Genomic DNA, 17040 nt, shown 5'->3' with positions numbered 1-17040 from the left:
TAAGAAAATCAAGGGGAAGGCGTGTGCCTTCATGCTCGTTGCCGTTGTCGTCTCGCTTGCCGCAGTGCTCGCGTCAGGGCGCGAGTCTCGTGATTCGCCATGCGTCGTCCGCACGATCCCGCGTATAGACGATGCGGTCGTGCAGGCGCGAAGGGCGTCCCTGCCAGAATTCGATGGTGTCGGGCACGACGCGATAACCGCCCCAGTGCGGCGGACGCGGCGGTGCGTCGCCATAGCGGGCGATCATCTCGCGCTCGCGCGCTTCGAGCGTCGCGCGGCTGTCGAGCGGCTCGCTCTGCGGCGAGGCCCACGCGCCGATCCGCGAACCGAGCGGACGCGATGCGTAATAGGTGTCACTCTCGGCTTCGCTGGTTTTTTCGACGCGCCCCTCGATGCGCACCTGGCGCTCGAGTTCGATCCAGTGGAACAGCAGGCTCGCCGCGGAGTTGGCGGCGAGTTCGCGGCCCTTGCGGCTGTCGTAATTGGTGAAGAAGACGAAGCCGCGTTCGTCGACGCCCTTGATGAGCACGATGCGGGCAGAAGGCCGGCCGGCTGCATCGACGGTGGCGAGCGTCATGGCGTTTGGTTCGGGCAACTTCGCATCGAGTGCTTGTGCGAACCAGGTTTCGAATTGACGCACCGGGTTCGGGTCCACGTCGGCCGCGTCCAGCGCGCCGCGCGAATAGTTTTGGCGAAGATCTGCGAGGGTCGTCATTTTTATGCAAACGCTTCAGTCGCGACAGTATAGCCAACGTGAAACGATCTTGCCCTGATTACCCGGGCGCGACTCCGGATGCGCAGGAAGGATCGTGAGCGGCTATCACGTCACGGGTTTCGATAAGGCAGAATACGCAATCCGGCCGTATTTTGCATGAATCCGTACCCCTGAACGAAACACCGACAGGCATTTGAAAGCGTGTGTTGAGGCAGCACAAGCTTCGGGCGATTTTCGACTTGTTGCAGGCTTCAGATTTGCTTTCAGTGCAGTGTGCTTTTACCTCGTCCGCCATGAACGCTTCTTCCGTTTCCCCCGCTTCTCTCCCTGCCGATACCGCCGATGCCGCCGACCGCGAGCGCCGTTTCGGCGGCATTGCGCGTCTGTACGGCGCACCCGCGCTGGCCGCGTTCGAGCGCGCGCATGTCGCGGTGATCGGCATTGGCGGCGTCGGCTCCTGGGTGGCGGAGGCGCTGGCGCGCAGCGCGGTGGGCCGCCTGACGCTGATCGATCTGGACAACGTCGCCGAGAGCAATACGAACCGGCAGATCCACGCGCTCGACGGCAACTACGGCAAGGCCAAGGTCACGGCGATGGCCGAACGCATCCGGCTGATCGATCCGGCGTGCGAGGTGCGCGAGATCGAGGACTTCATCGAGCCCGGCAACTTCGATGCGGTGCTCGGCACCGGCTTCGATTACGTGGTCGACGCCATCGACAGCGTGCGCACGAAGACCGCTTTGATCGCGTGGTGCGTGAAGAACGGGCAGGCGTTGATCACGGTGGGCGGGGCGGGCGGGCAACTCGATCCGACGCGCATCCGCATCGACGATCTCGCGCTGACCATCCAGGATCCGCTGCTGTCGAAGGTGCGCGGCCAGTTGCGCAAGCTGCACGGCTTTCCGCGCGGTCCGAAGGCGCGTTTCAAGGTGAACGCGGTGTATTCGGACGAGCCGCTGATCTATCCCGAAGCGCCCGTCTGCGATCTGAGCGAAGGCGCGGAGCATCTGGAAACCGGCAGCGGACATCAGGGGCCGGTCGGGCTCAACTGCGCGGGCTTCGGTTCGAGCGTGTGCGTGACGGCGAGCTTCGGCTTCGCGGCCGCCGCGCGCGTGCTGAGAGATCTGGCGAAACGCGCGGGCTGAGCGTCGCGCGTTGCCAATGCAAAACGGCCAGCTGCACGAGCTGGCCGTTTGTCTTTGAGGGAGCGTCGAGCGCCGCTCAGTTCATCGCCGCGCTGAGCCTGCGCCGCCAGCGCGAGACGACATCCGGCTGATTCGCGGCAAGTTCAAAGACCGAGAGCATGGTCTTGCGGCCGACATCGTCCATGAAGGACCGGTCGCGCACGACGATTTCCAGCAGATGCTCCAGGGCGCCGTCGAATTCGCGGCCCGCGATCAGCCGGTTGGCCAGCGCGAAGCGGGCGTCGAGATCGTCCGGATGGGCTTTGACGGCGGCGTACAGGGCGTCGGCGGGCGGGAGGTCGGCGGCTGCGTCGGCGGCGTCGAGCTCGGTCTTCAGCGCGTTGTAGCGCGCGTCGATGCCTTGCGTCGTCTTCGGCGACAGCAGCTTGTCTTCTTCCTTCGCTTCGTCGTAGCGGCGCTCGGCGATCAGCCATTCGATCAGGTCGAGGCGGGCGTCGTCATAGCCGGGATCGAGCGCGATGGCGGCCTTGATGGTGTCGATGGCGAGCTTGCGGTTGCCCGCCGCCCAGGCGGCCTGCGCGCTGAGGCGTTCGGCGTCGGCGCCGGCCGGCACGAGCCGGTCCAGGAACTCGCGCAACTGGCCTTCCGGCAGCACGCCGATGAACTGGTCGACCGGACGGCCTTCCGCGAACGCGATCACGTGCGGAATGCTGCGCACCTGAAAGTGCCCGGCGAGCTCCTGGTTTTCATCGACGTTCACCTTGACGAGCTTCCATTTCCCGGCGGCTTCGGCTTCGAGCTTTTCGAGCATCGGTCCGAGCGTCTTGCACGGGCCGCACCACGGCGCCCAGAAATCGACGAGCACGGGCGCCAGCATCGACGCGTTGATGACATCGTTCTCGAAAGTGGCGAGGGTCGTTTCCATGCGTTCTCCAAGTGCCTGCAGTCAATCTCGTTCAAATAAGGGCGATGCGCGATTTTTCAAGTTGCGCCGCGCGTCAGGCTTCCGGCGCTTGCGGTTCGCGGCGCTGCGGCGGCAACGGGATGAACTCACTTTCGCCGGGCACGTGCCCCATGCGCTGTTCGCTCCAGGCCGTCTTGGCCGCCGCGATCTTGTCGCGCGAACTCGACACGAAATTCCATTCGATGAAGCGCGTGCCGTCGAGCGGCGCACCGCCCAGCAGCATCGCGACGGCGCCGCCGGCGCTCGTGAGCTGCACGTCCGCGCCGGGCGCGAGCACGGCCATCTGCTGTTCGGGCAGCGCTTCGCCGTCGAGGCTCAGGTCGCCGCTGACGAGATAGACGCCGCGCTCTTCGTGCTCGGTGTCGAGCGTGATCGCGCTGCCGGGCGCGAACTGCGCGGCGACGTAAAGCGTCGGCGAGAAAGTGCGCGTGGGCGCGGTGGCGCCGAACGCACTGCCGGCAATCACGCGCAGCGTGACGCCATCGCGTTCGATCTGCGGCAGCGCGGCCGCCGTGTGATGCTCGAACGACGGCTCCACCTCTTCGCTCGCCACCGGCAGCGCCACCCAGGTCTGGATGCCGTGCATGGTCTGGCCGGCGGCGCGCTCCGCGTCGGGCGTGCGTTCCGAATGGACGATGCCGCGTCCGGCGGTCATCCAGTTGACGTCGCCGGGAACGATCTTCTGCACCGAGCCGACGCTGTCGCGATGCATGATCGCGCCTTCGAACAGATAGGTGACGGTCGCGAGCCCGATGTGCGGGTGCGGACGCACGTCGAGGCCCTTGCCGGGCACGAGCGTTGCGGGACCGATGTGGTCGAAGAAGATGAATGGCCCGACCGTCCGGGCAGCCAGTGCGGGCAGGACGCGCCGCACCGTCAGGCCGCCGACGTCGTGTTGGTGAGGCTTGAGCAGCGTGCGCGGGGTCGAGGGCATGAGCGGGAGCGGACGTGATGGGAGTGCCGGAATGGCGCTCGCGGAACTTTCGATTCTACCGGCCGACGCCGCGCGGCGCAGATGCGCTTTCCGGTTCGGAGTCGGTCCTTCATCTTCTGCCGTCGCGTTTTCGAGCATGCGCGCAGACGCGCGCGACGTCATCCAACCTGACTGGGGAGTAAAGACATGAGCAAGAACAAACTGTTGATGGCCATTGCCGCAGGCGTCTTCACCGCGACCGCCGCGGGCGGCGCATTCGCGCAGACGTCGTCGGGCAATTCGTCGGCGGCAATGGGCAACGATACCGCCGCGACGACCACGGACAATTCGAGCGGCATGACCCAGCACAAGAAGCCGCGCAAGCACATGGCGCGTCCGTCGTCGGGCAAGAAGACGCCTGAAGCGACCACCGGCAACAACGCGGCGGCCGAGTCGGGCCAAAGCAAGTAATACGCGCTGCTGCGAGTCTGTTCCGGCGCTCGCGTCGCTTCGGCGGCGCGAGCGCCGTGCTGTTTCCTGCACGATCCGGCAAGCGCAACTCACAAGCGAAACCCAGCGCCGCTCGATTACACTTTGCGCCTCGACAACATTGCGTCAGGCACGAGGGGAAGGGCGATGTCGCCAAGGGACTTGCTGATCGCCACGGTGGTCATTTTCGCGTGGGGCGTGAACTTCGTCGTCATCAAGCTGGGCCTGCATGGCGTACCGCCGATGCTGCTCGGCGCGTTGCGTTTCGCGCTGGCCGCCACGCCCGCGTTCTTCATCAAGCGTCCCCAGATCCCGCTGCGCTGGCTCTTCGCGTACGGCCTCACCATCTCGCTCGGACAATTTGCGCTGCTGTTCTATGGCATGTCGGTCGGCATGCCGGCGGGGCTCGCGTCGCTCGTGCTGCAGGCGCAGGCGTTCTTCACGCTGTTCTTCGCCGCGATGTTCCTCGGCGAGCGCATTCACGCGGCCAATCTCGTCGGGCTCGTGATCGCCGCGGCCGGTCTTGCGCTGATCGGCATCCAGGGCGGCCACGCGATGACGCTGACCGGCTTCCTCTTCACCCTCGCGGCCGCCGCGATGTGGGCGCTCGGCAACGTCGTGACGAAAGCGATGGGCAAGGTCGACCTGCTGTCGCTGGTCGTCTGGGGCAGCCTGATTCCGCCATTGCCGTTCCTCGCACTGTCGCTGATCTTCGAAGGCCCGGCGCGCATCGAATCCAGTCTCGCTGCCATTCCGCTCGTGTCGGTCCTTGCGATCGGCTATCTCGCGTTCGTCGCGACGATCGTCGGCTACAGCCTGTGGGGCAAGCTGCTCGCGCGTTATCCGGCAGCGAGCGTCGCGCCGTTTTCGCTGCTCGTGCCGGTGATCGGCCTGGTGTCGGCGGCGGTGTTTCTCGGCGAAGACCTGAGCGCCGCGCAGATCGCCGGCGCAGCGCTGGTGATGGCGGGGCTCGTGGTGAACGTGTTCGGCAAGTGGCTCGTTCAGCGGCTGATGCCGGCGGCGCGCTGAACGAGTTCCTGCGCGAGTCTCAAGTCATGCGGCTCTTCGCGAGCGGCGGATTGGCCGCGAAGTAGCGCTTGATGCCCTTGAGAATGGCGTTGGCCATTTTTTCGCGATAGGCGTCGTCGTTGAGGCGCGTTTCCTCGTCCGGGTTGCTGATGAAGGCCGTTTCCACGAGGATCGACGGAATGTCCGGCGCCTTCAGCACGGCAAAGCCCGCTTGTTCGACCGAGCCCTTGTGCAGCTTGTTGATGCCGCCGATCTCGTTCAGCACGAAGCTGCCATAGCGCATGGAATCGCGGATCTGCGCGGTCGTCGACATGTCGAACAGCGCGCGGTTCACGCTGGCATCCTGCGACTTCACGTTGATGCCGCCCACCTGGTCCGACGCGTTCTCCTTGTTCGCCATCCAGCGCGCCGCCGCGCTCGACGCCCCATGTTCCGACAACGCGAACACCGAGGAACCGCGCGCGTCGGGCGACGTGAAGGCGTCGGCGTGAATCGACACGAACAGGTCGGCGGACACGCGCTGGGCCTTCTGCACGCGCACGTTGAGCGGCACGAAGAAGTCGGCGTCGCGGGTCATCATCGCGCGCATGTTCGGCTGGGCGTCGATCTTCGCGCGCAGCTTCTTCGCGATGTCGAGCGCGATGTGCTTCTCGTAGGTGCCCTGGCCGCCGATCGCGCCCGGATCCTCGCCGCCATGTCCCGGATCGATCGCGACCGTCAGCAGGCGCGTGGTGCCGGCGCCCTGCTTGGGCGCGGAGAAGGTGTATTGATCGTCGTCGTCCTTTTGCGCGATGACCGGCGGCGCGGACGGCACGCGCGGTTTCGGCGCGGGCTTCGGCACGGGGATGGACGGCGCCGCGGGAACGGCCGGCGCGGCGTCGTTCTGCGCGTATTTCTGGAAGAACTCGTCGGTCGAGTCGGACGCGCCGGGCTTCTGCGCGGTCGTCGGCCCGGACAGCGTGGCGGGCGGCGGCGCGGACGGATTCGGGTTGGCGCGGTCGAGCGCTTCCTGCTTGCGCTCGGTTTCCGCGAGCAGTTCCATCAGCGGGTCCGGGGCGACGGCCGGGTACAGGTCGAACACGAGCCGGTACTTGTAGCTGCCGATCGGCCCCAGCGTGAACACCTGCGGCTTCACCGATCCCTTCAGGTCGAACACCATGCGCACCACGTGCGGCTGATATTGCCCGATGCGCACGGCCTGGATCTGCGGATCGTTCGGCGCGATCTTCGAGACGAGGTCGCGCAGCGCCTGGTCGAGATCGATACCGGAGAGATCGACGACGAGCCGGTCCGGACCCTGCAGCATCTGGTTGGTGTTCTGCAGCGGCTGGTCCGATTCGATCGTCACGCGGGTGTAGTCGCGCGCGGGCCACACGCGCACGCCGAGCACCGAACTGGCATGGGCGAGCTTCGGCGCGACGAGCGCGAGCACGAGCGTCGAAGCGCCTGCGCGCAGCACCTGGCGGCGACGCCAGTTGTGCGGCGCGGTGGCGCTCGATTCGATCGAATGGAACGGCTTGATCAACATCTTTCGAGACATGTCTTTCCTGTTTCGCTAAACGCCCGCGCGGTCAGCACGCGGCCTTCTTCTTCGTTCGAATCGCCGGGCGCATCATGCTCGCCCGGCAGCGATAGCTGGAACACGAGATCCGGCACGCCGAGCAGTCCGCCTGCCTGCTGCGGCCACTCGACCAGGCACACCGCGCCCCGGTCGAAATATTCGCGAAAGCCGGCATCGGCCCATTCGGCCGGATCGGCGAAGCGGTAGAGATCGAAGTGATAGACGTCGAGCGGACCGCTGCGGGTAGCGAGCGAGTACGGCTCGACGAGCGTGTATGTCGGACTCTTGACGCGGCCCTGGTGCCCGAGCGCGCGCAAGGTCGCGCGCACGAGCGTGGTCTTGCCTGCGCCAAGATCCCCGATCAACTGGACTTGCAGCCCCGCGAAACGTTCAGGCGAAATGAGCTGGCGGGTGGCGTCGATGGCCTGCGCGAAGCGCGCGCCGAACGCGAGCGTGGCCGCTTCGTCGCGCAGGTCGAAGCGGCGTTCGAGCAGCGCGGCAGAAGAATCGGGCGTGATGCGGTCGGGGCTTTCGGGCATTGCTCGTAAAATATCGTGATGAACCGATTGCCGGAACATTCCGTTGAAATCACGACCGCGTCCAGCGACGCCGCCGCTGAGTCCGTCTCAGAGTCGCGCGCCTCGACTCGCATGGAGGAAGCTGCGCTGGCGGAACTCGCGCAGCGCATCAAGACCTGGGGGCGCGAGTTGGGATTCGGTGCGGTCGGCATCAGCGATATCGACCTGGCGGATGCCGAGCAAGGCCTTGCTGAGTGGCTCGAAGCAGGCTATCACGGCGACATGGATTATATGGCCAAACATGGGATGAAACGCGCGCGGCCGGCCGAGCTTGTGGCCGGCACGCGACGTGTCATCACCGCGCGGATGGCCTATCTGCCCGCGGCGACGCTTGCGCAGACGGGCACTGAAAGCGTCGCGACAGGCGACGGTCAGAAGAACGACTGGCGTGCCGTCGAATGGTCGCGGCTTGCGCAGCCCGGGCAGGCGATGGTCTCGGTCTACGCCCGCGGCCGCGACTATCACAAGGTCATGCGGCAGCGGCTGCAGCAGCTGGCGGAGCGCATTGAAGGGGAGATCGGCGCCTTCGGCTATCGCGCGTTCACGGATTCCGCGCCGGTGCTGGAGGTGGCGCTGGCGCAGAAGGCGGCCAACGGCTGGCGCGGCAAGCACACCTTGCTGCTCGATAGGGACGCGGGTTCGCTGTTCTTCCTCGGCGAGATTTTCGTGGACGTGCCGCTGCCCGTGGATCCGGATCCCCAGCACGACGGCGCGCACTGCGGGCAGTGCACGCGCTGCATCGACGCCTGTCCGACGGGGGCGATCGTCGCGCCGTATCGCGTGGATGCGCGGCGCTGCATCTCGTACCTGACGATCGAACTGCATGGCAGCATTCCCGAAGAGATGCGTCCGCTGATCGGCAATCGCGTCTATGGCTGCGACGACTGCCAGCTGATCTGTCCGTGGAACAAGTTCGCGCAGGCTGCGCCGGTCGCGGATTTCGACGTGCGTCACGGGCTGGATCGCGCGACGCTGGTCGACCTGTTCGCGTGGAGCGCGGACGATTTCGACACGCGCATGCAGGGCAGCGCGATTCGTCGCATCGGGCACGAGCGCTGGCTGCGCAATATCGCGGTGGCGATGGGCAATGCATTGCGCGCATCCGGGCTCGATGCCCGCGAGCGGGAAGCCATCGTCGCCGCATTGGAAGCCCGTGTGGAAGATGCGTCCGCGCTGGTGCGTGAGCACGTAGCGTGGGCGCTGAAGCAAGAGAGCCCGGGGGAACAACCATGAAGCCATTCGATGCCGTGATCGACGCGCCATTCGGCAAGGTAGGCATCCGCGCCGACGAAGCGTGCGTGCGCGAGATCGTCTATTTGCCCGATGACGTGGACAGCGTCGAGCCGCGTGGGACGCTGGCATGCGAAGCGGCCGGGCAGATCCGCCGTTACTTCGACACCCCGTCGATGCGCTTCGAGCTGCCGCTCGGCGTCGGCGGGACGGCGTTTCAGCGCCGCGTGTGGCAGGGCATCAGCGGCATTGCGCAGGGACAGGTGTGGACCTACGGGCAACTGGCGCGGGCAATAGGCAGCGTGCCGCGCGCGGTGGGCCAGGCGTGCGGCTCCAATCCGCTGCCGATCGTGATACCGTGCCACCGGGTCGTCGCGGCGAGCGGAATCGGCGGATTCGCGCATCATCCCGGCGACGGTTTCTATCGCAACGTGAAGCGCTGGCTGCTGGCGCATGAAGGTGTATCCATCGCATGACGAGCGCAATCAACGCAACGGACCCAGCAGATACCGCAGACGCGACGGACGCGGCGACCAACCCGGTCCACACGCCCGGGCTGGCCGCGAGCCGGGACGCCATCGACCTCTTCTGCGACGCGCTCTGGCTCGAACACGGCCTGGCCAAGAACTCGCTCGAAGCCTACCGGCGCGACCTGAAGCTCTTCGCCGAATGGCTCGGCAAGACGCGCGGCGCGTCGATCGATGCCGCCGTCGAGAACGACATGAACGGCTACATGGCGGCCCGGCGCGGCGACAAGGCGACTTCGGCGAACCGGCGTTTGTCCGTGTTCCGCCGCTACTACGCATGGGCGATGCGCGAACACCGCACTGCGGCGGATCCGACGCTCAAGCTGCGTTCGGCCAAGCAGCCGCCGCGCTTTCCCTCGACCTTGAACGAAGTGCAGGTCGAGGCGCTGCTCCATGCCCCCGACACCGACACCCCGCGCGGCCTGCGCGACCGCACCATGCTCGAACTGATGTACGCGAGCGGCCTACGCGTGACCGAGCTCGTGACGCTGAAGACCGTGGAGCTGGGCCTGAACGAGGGCGTGGTGCGCGTGATGGGCAAGGGTTCGAAGGAACGCCTGGTGCCGTTCGGCGAGCAGGCGCACGAATGGATCGAGCGTTATCTGCGCGAATCACGCCCGGCGCTGCTCGGCCCGCGCGCCGCCGATGCGCTGTTCGTCACCTCGCGCGGCGAGGGCATGACGCGCCAGCAGTTCTGGAACATCATCAAGCGCCACGCGCTGAATGGCGGCGTGCATGCGCCGCTGTCGCCGCACACCTTGCGGCACGCGTTCGCCACCCATCTGCTCAACCACGGCGCGGACTTGCGCGTCGTGCAACTGCTGCTCGGCCACTCCGACATCTCGACGACGCAGATCTATACGCACGTGGCGCGCGAGCGGCTGCACAAGCTGCATCGCGAGCATCATCCGCGCGGGTAGGTTCGAGCGTTGGAAGCGCTTCAGATTTCCGCGCCGCGCATGAGTCCGCGCGCGATGATCACTTGCTGGATCTGCGACGTGCCTTCATACAGCCTGAAGAGCCGCACGTCGCGATAGAAGCGCTCGATGCCGTACTCTGCGACATACCCCGCGCCGCCATGCACCTGCACCGCGCGGTCCGCGACGCGTCCGCACATCTCGGTGGCGAAATACTTCGCGCATGACGCTTCCACCGACACGTCGCGTCCTTCGTCGCGGCGGCGCGCCACGTCCAGCACCATGCATTCGGCGGCGTAAAGCTCGGCCTTGCTGTCGGCGAGCATGCCTTGCACCAGCTGGAACTCGCCGATGGGCTGGCCGAACTGACGGCGCTCCTGGGCATAGGCAACGGCGTCGCGCAGCATGCGCCGGGCCGCGCCCACCGCGATGGCGGCGATATGAATGCGGCCTTTGTCGAGCGTCTTCATCGCCGTCTTGAAGCCCACGCCTTCCACTCCGCCGATCAGCTGGCTCGCCGGCACCCGGCAGTCCTCGAAGACGACGTCCGCGGTATGCGCGCCGCGCTGGCCCATCTTGCGGTCCGGCTTGCCGATGGACAGCCCCGGCGTGCCGCGCTCGACGATGAACGCCGAGATGCCGCTCGCGCCCTTCGCTTCCTGCGGGTCGCCGGTGCGCGCCATGACGGTGTAGAGGCCGGCTTCGGGCGCGTTGGTGATGAAGCGCTTGGTGCCGTTGAGCACGTAGAACTCGTCTTCCTTGCGCGCGCTGGTCTTGAGCGAGGCCGCGTCCGAGCCGGCATCCGGTTCAGTGAGACAGAATGAGCCGATCAATTCGCCGGAAGCAAGCTTCGGCAGATAGTGCGACTTCTGCGCCTCGGTGCCGTCCAGCACGATACCGATGGAGCCGATGCCGTTGTTCGTGCCGATCACCGAGCGGAACGCCGGCGAGGTCTGCCCCAGTTCGAACGCGATGCGCACTTCCTCTTCCATGGTGAGGCCGAGGCCGCCGTAGGCTTCCGGGATGGTGAGGCCGAACATGCCGATTTCACGCATGGCGCCGATGAGGTCCGCGGGGATCTCGTCGGTTTCGTCGACTTCGCGCTCGCGCGGCACGAGCTGCTCGCGCACGAAGCGGCGAATGGTGTCTTCGAGAAGGGTCTGGATTTCGGTGTCGCGGATCATGGAATCTCCTTGTGCTGGAGAACGATCGTGCCACAGGTGCCGGGGCACGCACACTCGGCCATTTGGCCAATGGTGACGCGCCGGACGCGCCGCTACAATGCGTCCATGTCGAAAAGCAAACACGTATCCGAAACGCCCGCGACGCAGTTCCTGCGCCGTCATCAGGTCGCGTTCGGCGAGCATCCGTACGAGTACGTCGAGCACGGCGGTACCGAGGAGTCCGCGCGCCAGCTCGGCGTGGACGAGCATCAGGTCGTCAAGACGCTGGTGATGGAAGACGAGCACGCCAAACCGCTCATCGTGCTCATGCACGGGGACCGCACCGTGTCCACCAAGAACCTCGCGCGGCAGACAGGGGCGAAGCGCATCGAGCCGTGCAAGCCGGAAGTCGCGAACCGCCATTCGGGCTTCCTGGTGGGCGGCACGTCGCCATTCGGCACGAAGAAGGCCATGCCGGTGTACGTCGAAGCCAGCATCCTCGAACTGGACCGCATCTATCTGAATGGTGGAAGGCGTGGTTATCTGGTCAGCCTCGCGCCGGAGGTCCTGACGCGCCTGCTGCATGCCACGCCCGTGCAGTGCGCAAGCGTCGATTAGAATGCACTCCGCTCTCGTCACCACCGAAAAGACACCATGATTCCTTTGATCGTCGCCGTTGTGTCCTATCTGATCGGCTCGATTTCATTTGCCGTCGTCGTCAGCCACGCAATGGGTCTCGCCGATCCGCGCTCCTACGGCTCCGGCAACCCCGGCGCCACCAACGTCCTGCGCACCGGCAACAAGAAGGCCGCGATCCTCACGCTGATCGGCGATGCGTTCAAGGGCTGGCTGCCGGTGTGGGTCGTCGTGCATTTCGGCGCGGGCTTCGGCTGGGATCCGGCGCTCATCAACACGGCCACGGCGCTCGCGGCCATCGCCGTGTTCCTCGGGCATCTGTACCCGGTCTTCTTCCGCTTCCAAGGCGGCAAGGGCGTGGCCACGGCGGCGGGCGTGCTGCTCGCCATTCATCCGGTGCTCGGACTCGCCACGCTGCTGACCTGGCTCATCATTGCGTTCTTCTTCCGCTACTCGTCGCTGGCGGCGCTCGTCGCGGCGGTGTTCGCGCCGTTCTACCAGGTGTTCCTGTTCGGCCCCAGCCGTATCTCGCTCGCGGTGCTGGCCATGAGCCTGCTGCTCATCTGGCGGCATCGCGCGAACATCTCGAAGCTGCTGGCGGGGCAGGAGAGCCGCATCGGCGACAAGAAGAAGGCAGCGGGAGCAGCCGAATAAGGCGCCGGACGGACCGGTTCAGCTGACGAAGACGATGTACGTATCCGCCGGGCTCGAATAGAAGAAGCTCGCGATGCGTCCTGCACGGACGGCGGACAGGATATCGGCGATGCCGTTGACCTCGACGCCGTCCTTTCTCTTGCCGACGATGATCGACGGCCCGGGCGTCCCCGGCGAGCCGCGCCTGATGCCGACGAGCCGTCGGATCGCGCCTTCCTGTGTCGTGAAATAGTTGTCCATGCGTGCGTGGCGGTGCGTGGCTTGCAGTGATGCGCCAAGCCTAGCTGTCATCGTCTGAGGATTATGTTGGCCAGGGCACACCCGCATCCGGCGTGCCCGCTGTAAGACGACTGCAAGACCGCGGCACGCATTCTGCGCCTGGAGCGTTCGAACTTGAGCGCAAAGGCACATGAACAAAATCACAAGAGCAAAGAAGGGGCTGCCTGTAGCCGAGGGCCGGCAGGCCGTACTGACGGAACGACGTCGATGGAAGATGGCGCGTTCCCCGCACGCCTACGTCAGGGGCAACACGGAGCGCTTCTACGAGTGGGTGCTCGAGGCAAACGGCGACACCTTGCCGCACGGACCCGCTGTCTGGATTTGCGGCGACTGCCACACGGGCAATCTGGGCCCGATCGCCAACGCGAAGGGCAAGGTCGAGATCCAGATTCGCGATCTCGATCAGACCGTCATCGGCAATCCGGTGCATGACCTGGTGCGGCTCGGGCTGTCGCTTGCCACGGCCGCGCGGGGCTCTTCGCTGTCCGGACTGAATGTCGTGCGCATGATCGAGGCGCTGGCCGCCGGCTACGAATCAGCGTTCTCGAACCTGGACATCGAGTCGCGGCGTCCCGCACCCGTCCATGTGACGTTGAAGGAGGCGGTCCGGCGCTCGTGGCAGAACCTCGCCCGCGAGCGTATTGACGACCTCCATCCGTCGATACCGCTGGGCAGGCGGTTCTGGCCGCTCGCGAAGGACGAGCGTCGCGAGATCGAAGCGCTCTTTCGGCAGAAGGACATCGCCAGCCTCGCGACGGGCCTGCGGGGCCGCGACGACTCCGGCGAGGTCGTGATGCTCGACGCCGCCTATTGGGTCAAGGGCTGCAGCTCGCTCGGCCGCGCGCGCTATGCGGTCTTGCTCGACGTGGACGGCGGCGTGGTCGAGGGAGACGATCTGTGTCTCATCGACATCAAGGAAGGCGTGAAGGCGGCCGCTCCGCGCTACAAGGACGTGACGATGCCGCGCGACAACGCGTTGCGCGTCATCGAAGGCGCGCGGCATCTTTCGCCGTTTCTCGGCGAACGGATGCGGGCGGCGCGTCTGCTCGATCGCGCGGTCGTCATTCGCGAACTGCTGCCGCAGGACATGAAGCTCGAAATCGAGCAACTGGACAAGGACGACGCGATGCACGTGGCGCACTATCTGGCCGCCGTCGTCGGCAAGGCGCATGCACGGCAGATGGAGGCGGCGACGCGGAAAGAATGGCAGGCCGACTTGCGGCGCAACCGGTCGAAAACCATCGATGCGCCGTTGTGGCTCTGGAACAGCATCGTCCAGCTGGTGAGCAGTCACGAAGCCGGCTATCTGGAGCATTGCCGGCGTTACGCGACCGGGACTTGAAGGCCTCGGAAGTCAAACAGCGGCCAATCAAACAAAAGCCGTTCCGGTGCCACCCGGAACGGCTTTTTCGAAAGCCCGAACCCGCGAACGATCAGTCGCGGAAGTTGTTGAAGTCGAGCGGCGTATCCGTGACGTCCTTCTTCAACAGTGCAATGGCGCTTTGCAGGTCGTCGCGCTTCGTGCCTTGTATGCGCACCGTGTCGCCCTGAATGCTCGCCTGCACCTTGATCTTGCTGTCCTTCACGATCTTGACGATCTTCTTCGCGAGATCGCCCGACACGCCTTTCTTCACGGTGACGACCTGCTTGAGCTTGTCGCCGCCGATCTTTTCCTGCTTGCCGTAGTCGAGGAAGCGCACGTCGACGCCGCGCTTGGCCATCTTGTTCAACAACACGTCCTTGACCTGGCCGAGCTTGAAGTCGTCGTCGGCGTAGAGCGTGAGTTCACGCTCCTTCTGCTCGACGCGCGAATCCGAACCCTTGAAATCGAAGCGCGTGGAGATTTCCTTGTTCGCCTGCTCGATGGCGTTCTTCACTTCGATCATGTTTGCTTCGCTGACGACGTCAAACGACGGCATGTGCCTTCTCCTTCGTTGAGGCAAGCGCGCTGGGCGCGGCTCGCATAATGGCATTGGTTATAATTCGATCTCCCGTCATTCTACCGACGCGGCGCCGAGTTCCCCAAGGCCGCGCCGATTCTCCTGAATCTCCCGAATTTCCACGCGGTCATTCATGCCTCACGCATCCCACGCGCCCGAACTTCTCGACGCTCATTCGCTGCGCCCGCACAACACGTTCGGCTTCGACGTGCGCGCGCGCCATGCGATGAAGATCGACAGCGTCGAGGCCGCGTCGCTGCTGTGCCGCGACGGCCGCCTCGCCGGGATGACGCAGCTGGTGCTCGGCGGCGGCAGCAATCTCGTGCTGACGCGCGATTTCGACGGCGTCGCGCTGATCGTGAATATCGAGGGCAAGCGCGTGATCGCCGAGGATGCCGGCTCATGGCTCGTCGAAGCCGGCGCGGGGGAGAACTGGCATGGCTTTGTCGCGTGGACGCTCGCGCAGGGCATGCCGGGACTCGAGAATCTCGCGCTGATTCCGGGTACGGTCGGCGCCGCGCCAATCCAGAACATCGGCGCCTACGGGCTGGAGATGGGCGAGCGCTTCGAACGTCTGAGCGCCGTGGAGCTGGCGACGGGCGCGCGCATCGAGTTCGATCGCGCCCAGTGCGCGTTCGGCTATCGCGACAGTTTCTTCAAGCGGGCAGGGCGCGGGCGTTTCATGATCACGTCCGTGGTGTTCCGCTTGCCGAAGCGCTGGCAGCCGCGTGCGGATTACGCCGACATCGCACGCGCGCTCGAAGGCGCCTCCAGCTACGACGCGCAAGCGATCTTCGACGCGGTAGTCGCCGTGCGGCGCGCCAAGCTGCCCGACTGGACCGTGCTGGGCAACGCGGGCAGTTTCTTCAAGAATCCGGTCGTGAGCGCGCAGGCGTTCGACACGCTCAGGCAGCGCGAGCCGGGCATCGTCTCCTATCCGCAGGTCGACGGCAGCGTGAAGCTCGCGGCGGGCTGGCTCATCGACCAGTGCGGGTGGAAAGGGCGCGGCGTCGGCGGCGCGGCGGTGCATGATCGTCAGGCGCTCGTGCTGGTGAATCGCGGCGGCGCGACGGGCGCACAGGTGCTCGAACTGGCCGGCGCCATTCAGCGCGACGTGCGGGCGCGCTTCGACGTGGAACTGGAAATCGAGCCGGTGACGCTCTGAAAGCGCGACTCGCAAAAGGAAAAACCCGCTGGTGCGGGTTTTTTTACGTTCAGCGTACTGTGCGTGCTGTGGGCTTCAGTGATTGAGCTTGCCGAGCAACAGATACTCCATCAACGCCTTCTGCACGTGCAGACGGTTTTCCGCTTCATCCCAGACGACGCTCTGCGGACCGTCGATGACCTCCGCGCTCACTTCCTCGCCGCGATGCGCGGGCAGGCAGTGCATGAACAGCGCGTCGGGCTGGGCGCGCGCCATCATGTCGGCATCGACGCAATAGTCGGCAAACGCCTTCATGCGCGCTTCGTTCTCCGCCTCGAAGCCCATGCTGGTCCACACGTCCGTGGTCACCAGATGAGCGCCCGTGCAGGCGTCGTTGGGATCGTCGAATTCCTCGAAGAACGGCTTGCTGTCTTCGGAAACCAGCGCGGCGTCGAGCTTGTAGCCTGCCGGCGTCGACAGCCGCAGCTTGAAGCCGAGAATCTGCGCCGCCTGGATCCACGTGTAGAGCATGTTGTTCGCGTCGCCGACCCACGCGACCGTCTTGCCGTGAATCGGCCCGCGATGCTCGTAGAACGTGAAGATGTCCGCGAGCACCTGGCACGGATGGTATTCGTTGGTGAGACCGTTGATGACCGGCACGCGCGAGCTTTCCGCGAAACGCTCGATGATGTCCTGGCCGAAGGTGCGGATCATGATGATGTCGACCATGCGCGAGATGACCTGCGCCGAATCCTCGATCGGCTCGCCGCGTCCGAGTTGCGTATCGCGCGTGTTCATGAACACTGCGTGGCCGCCGAGCTGGAAGATGCCGGCTTCGAACGAGAGGCGCGTGCGCGTGGAACTCTTCTCGAAGATCATCGCGAGCGTGCGGTCGTGCAGCGGATGATAGGTCTCGTAGTTCTTGAACTTGCGCTTCAGGATGCGCGCGCGTTCGAGCACGTACTCGTAGTCATCGAGCGAAAAATCCTTGAACTGAAGATAGTGGCGAATTTTCTTGGAGGTCATGAAACGCAAGCGGCGGCTTCGAACCGGCGCGTGGCGCTGCACTCGTGTGCGAGGCGCCTGGCCGGACGGCGCCGCCGTCGGGAGTGGTATCGCGTTTGAGCATAAAGGATTTCACGATGTTTGACGAGGC

The 17040-nt window shown here is 65.5% G+C and carries 19 protein-coding genes; 10 read left to right on the top strand and 9 right to left on the bottom strand.

Features of this window, described 5'->3' with window-relative positions; genetic code table 11:
- Nucleotides 1-73: 73 nt before the first annotated feature.
- Nucleotides 74-715 (bottom strand): pyridoxamine 5'-phosphate oxidase, encoded by a 642-nt coding sequence (gene pdxH / locus QCE83_RS11100; RefSeq protein WP_309809654.1) that lies wholly within the window; start codon nt 713-715, stop codon nt 74-76.
- Between the two features lie 293 nt (nt 716-1008).
- Between pdxH and QCE83_RS11095 the strand changes: the two genes are divergently transcribed.
- The gene (locus QCE83_RS11095) at nt 1009-1860 is read left to right on the top strand and encodes a tRNA threonylcarbamoyladenosine dehydratase (RefSeq protein WP_309809650.1); all 852 of its coding nucleotides are present in this window, start codon (nt 1009-1011) and stop codon (nt 1858-1860) included.
- Nucleotides 1861-1936: 76 nt separating this feature from the next.
- Here the strand turns inward: QCE83_RS11095 and trxA are convergent, their stop codons facing one another.
- Complete coding sequence (trxA, locus tag QCE83_RS11090) at nt 1937-2785, bottom strand: thioredoxin (protein WP_309809648.1); 849 nt, start codon at nt 2783-2785, stop codon at nt 1937-1939.
- Between the two features lie 73 nt (nt 2786-2858).
- Nucleotides 2859-3758 carry a pirin family protein gene (locus QCE83_RS11085; RefSeq protein WP_309809646.1) on the bottom strand — a complete coding sequence of 300 codons (900 nt, stop codon included), beginning with the start codon at nt 3756-3758 and terminating at the stop codon, nt 2859-2861.
- 186 nt (nt 3759-3944) lie between these two features.
- Here QCE83_RS11085 and QCE83_RS11080 point away from each other — a divergent pair, with 186 nt between their 5' ends.
- Nucleotides 3945-4208, top strand: a complete 264-nt coding sequence (locus tag QCE83_RS11080) for a hypothetical protein (protein ID WP_309809644.1) — start codon at nt 3945-3947, stop codon at nt 4206-4208.
- A 165-nt stretch (nt 4209-4373) separates the two neighbouring features.
- The gene (locus QCE83_RS11075; protein ID WP_309809643.1) at nt 4374-5255 is read left to right on the top strand and encodes an EamA family transporter; all 882 of its coding nucleotides are present in this window, start codon (nt 4374-4376) and stop codon (nt 5253-5255) included.
- Nucleotides 5256-5274: 19 nt separating this feature from the next.
- On the opposite strand, the gene QCE83_RS11070 is transcribed toward QCE83_RS11075, so the two are convergent.
- Complete coding sequence (locus tag QCE83_RS11070; protein WP_309809641.1) at nt 5275-6795, bottom strand: N-acetylmuramoyl-L-alanine amidase; 1521 nt, start codon at nt 6793-6795, stop codon at nt 5275-5277.
- Nucleotides 6777-7355, bottom strand: a complete 579-nt coding sequence (gene tsaE, locus QCE83_RS11065) for a tRNA (adenosine(37)-N6)-threonylcarbamoyltransferase complex ATPase subunit type 1 TsaE (RefSeq protein ID WP_309809638.1) — start codon at nt 7353-7355, stop codon at nt 6777-6779. The genes QCE83_RS11070 and tsaE overlap by 19 nt, the downstream gene beginning before the upstream one ends.
- Before the next feature lie 18 nt (nt 7356-7373).
- Between tsaE and queG the strand changes: the two genes are divergently transcribed.
- Genes queG through xerD form a run of 3 tightly spaced genes read left to right on the top strand, consistent with a single transcriptional unit; the run spans nt 7374 to nt 10071 of the window.
- Nucleotides 7374-8627: a tRNA epoxyqueuosine(34) reductase QueG gene (gene queG, locus QCE83_RS11060; RefSeq protein ID WP_404984492.1), complete on the top strand. Its 1254-nt coding sequence runs from the start codon at nt 7374-7376 to the stop codon at nt 8625-8627.
- On the top strand, nt 8624-9100 hold the full coding sequence (locus tag QCE83_RS11055) for a methylated-DNA--[protein]-cysteine S-methyltransferase (RefSeq protein ID WP_309809634.1): 477 nt from the start codon (nt 8624-8626) through the stop codon (nt 9098-9100). The genes queG and QCE83_RS11055 overlap by 4 nt, the downstream gene beginning before the upstream one ends.
- Nucleotides 9097-10071, top strand: a complete 975-nt coding sequence (xerD, locus tag QCE83_RS11050) for a site-specific tyrosine recombinase XerD (protein ID WP_309809632.1) — start codon at nt 9097-9099, stop codon at nt 10069-10071. Before QCE83_RS11055 ends, xerD begins: the two co-directional genes overlap by 4 nt.
- 20 nt (nt 10072-10091) lie before the next feature.
- Here the strand turns inward: xerD and QCE83_RS11045 are convergent, their stop codons facing one another.
- Complete coding sequence (locus QCE83_RS11045; protein WP_309809630.1) at nt 10092-11252, bottom strand: acyl-CoA dehydrogenase family protein; 1161 nt, start codon at nt 11250-11252, stop codon at nt 10092-10094.
- 105 nt (nt 11253-11357) lie between these two features.
- Here QCE83_RS11045 and ybaK point away from each other — a divergent pair, with 105 nt between their 5' ends.
- Together ybaK and plsY are read left to right on the top strand one after the other, a co-directional pair.
- Nucleotides 11358-11849: a Cys-tRNA(Pro) deacylase gene (gene ybaK / locus QCE83_RS11040; protein WP_309809628.1), complete on the top strand. Its 492-nt coding sequence runs from the start codon at nt 11358-11360 to the stop codon at nt 11847-11849.
- A gap of 36 nt (nt 11850-11885) precedes the next feature.
- A complete protein-coding gene (gene plsY / locus QCE83_RS11035; RefSeq protein ID WP_309809627.1) occupies nt 11886-12521 on the top strand; it encodes a glycerol-3-phosphate 1-O-acyltransferase PlsY in 636 nt (211 codons plus the stop codon).
- 18 nt (nt 12522-12539) lie between these two features.
- Here the strand turns inward: plsY and QCE83_RS11030 are convergent, their stop codons facing one another.
- The gene (locus tag QCE83_RS11030; protein ID WP_309809625.1) at nt 12540-12761 is read right to left on the bottom strand and encodes a hypothetical protein; all 222 of its coding nucleotides are present in this window, start codon (nt 12759-12761) and stop codon (nt 12540-12542) included.
- Between the two features lie 169 nt (nt 12762-12930).
- Between QCE83_RS11030 and QCE83_RS11025 the strand changes: the two genes are divergently transcribed.
- Nucleotides 12931-14142: a DUF2252 family protein gene (locus QCE83_RS11025; RefSeq protein ID WP_309809623.1), complete on the top strand. Its 1212-nt coding sequence runs from the start codon at nt 12931-12933 to the stop codon at nt 14140-14142.
- 91 nt (nt 14143-14233) lie between these two features.
- On the opposite strand, the gene QCE83_RS11020 is transcribed toward QCE83_RS11025, so the two are convergent.
- Nucleotides 14234-14719 carry a YajQ family cyclic di-GMP-binding protein gene (locus tag QCE83_RS11020; RefSeq protein WP_309809622.1) on the bottom strand — a complete coding sequence of 162 codons (486 nt, stop codon included), beginning with the start codon at nt 14717-14719 and terminating at the stop codon, nt 14234-14236.
- Between the two features lie 154 nt (nt 14720-14873).
- On the opposite strand from QCE83_RS11020, the gene murB reads away from it, so the two are divergent.
- Entirely contained in the window at nt 14874-15905 is a 1032-nt protein-coding gene (gene murB / locus QCE83_RS11015; RefSeq protein WP_309809620.1) for a UDP-N-acetylmuramate dehydrogenase, read from the top strand.
- 75 nt (nt 15906-15980) lie between these two features.
- On the opposite strand, the gene argF is transcribed toward murB, so the two are convergent.
- Nucleotides 15981-16910 carry an ornithine carbamoyltransferase gene (gene argF, locus QCE83_RS11010; protein WP_309809618.1) on the bottom strand — a complete coding sequence of 310 codons (930 nt, stop codon included), beginning with the start codon at nt 16908-16910 and terminating at the stop codon, nt 15981-15983.
- Nucleotides 16911-17040 lie beyond the last annotated feature (130 nt).

Origin of the sequence: Caballeronia sp. LZ034LL, assembly GCF_031451215.1 — a bacterium.
Taxonomy (GTDB): domain Bacteria; phylum Pseudomonadota; class Gammaproteobacteria; order Burkholderiales; family Burkholderiaceae; genus Caballeronia.
Note: the sequence above shows the minus strand (reverse complement) of the source record. Positions and strands in the feature narration are given on the sequence as shown.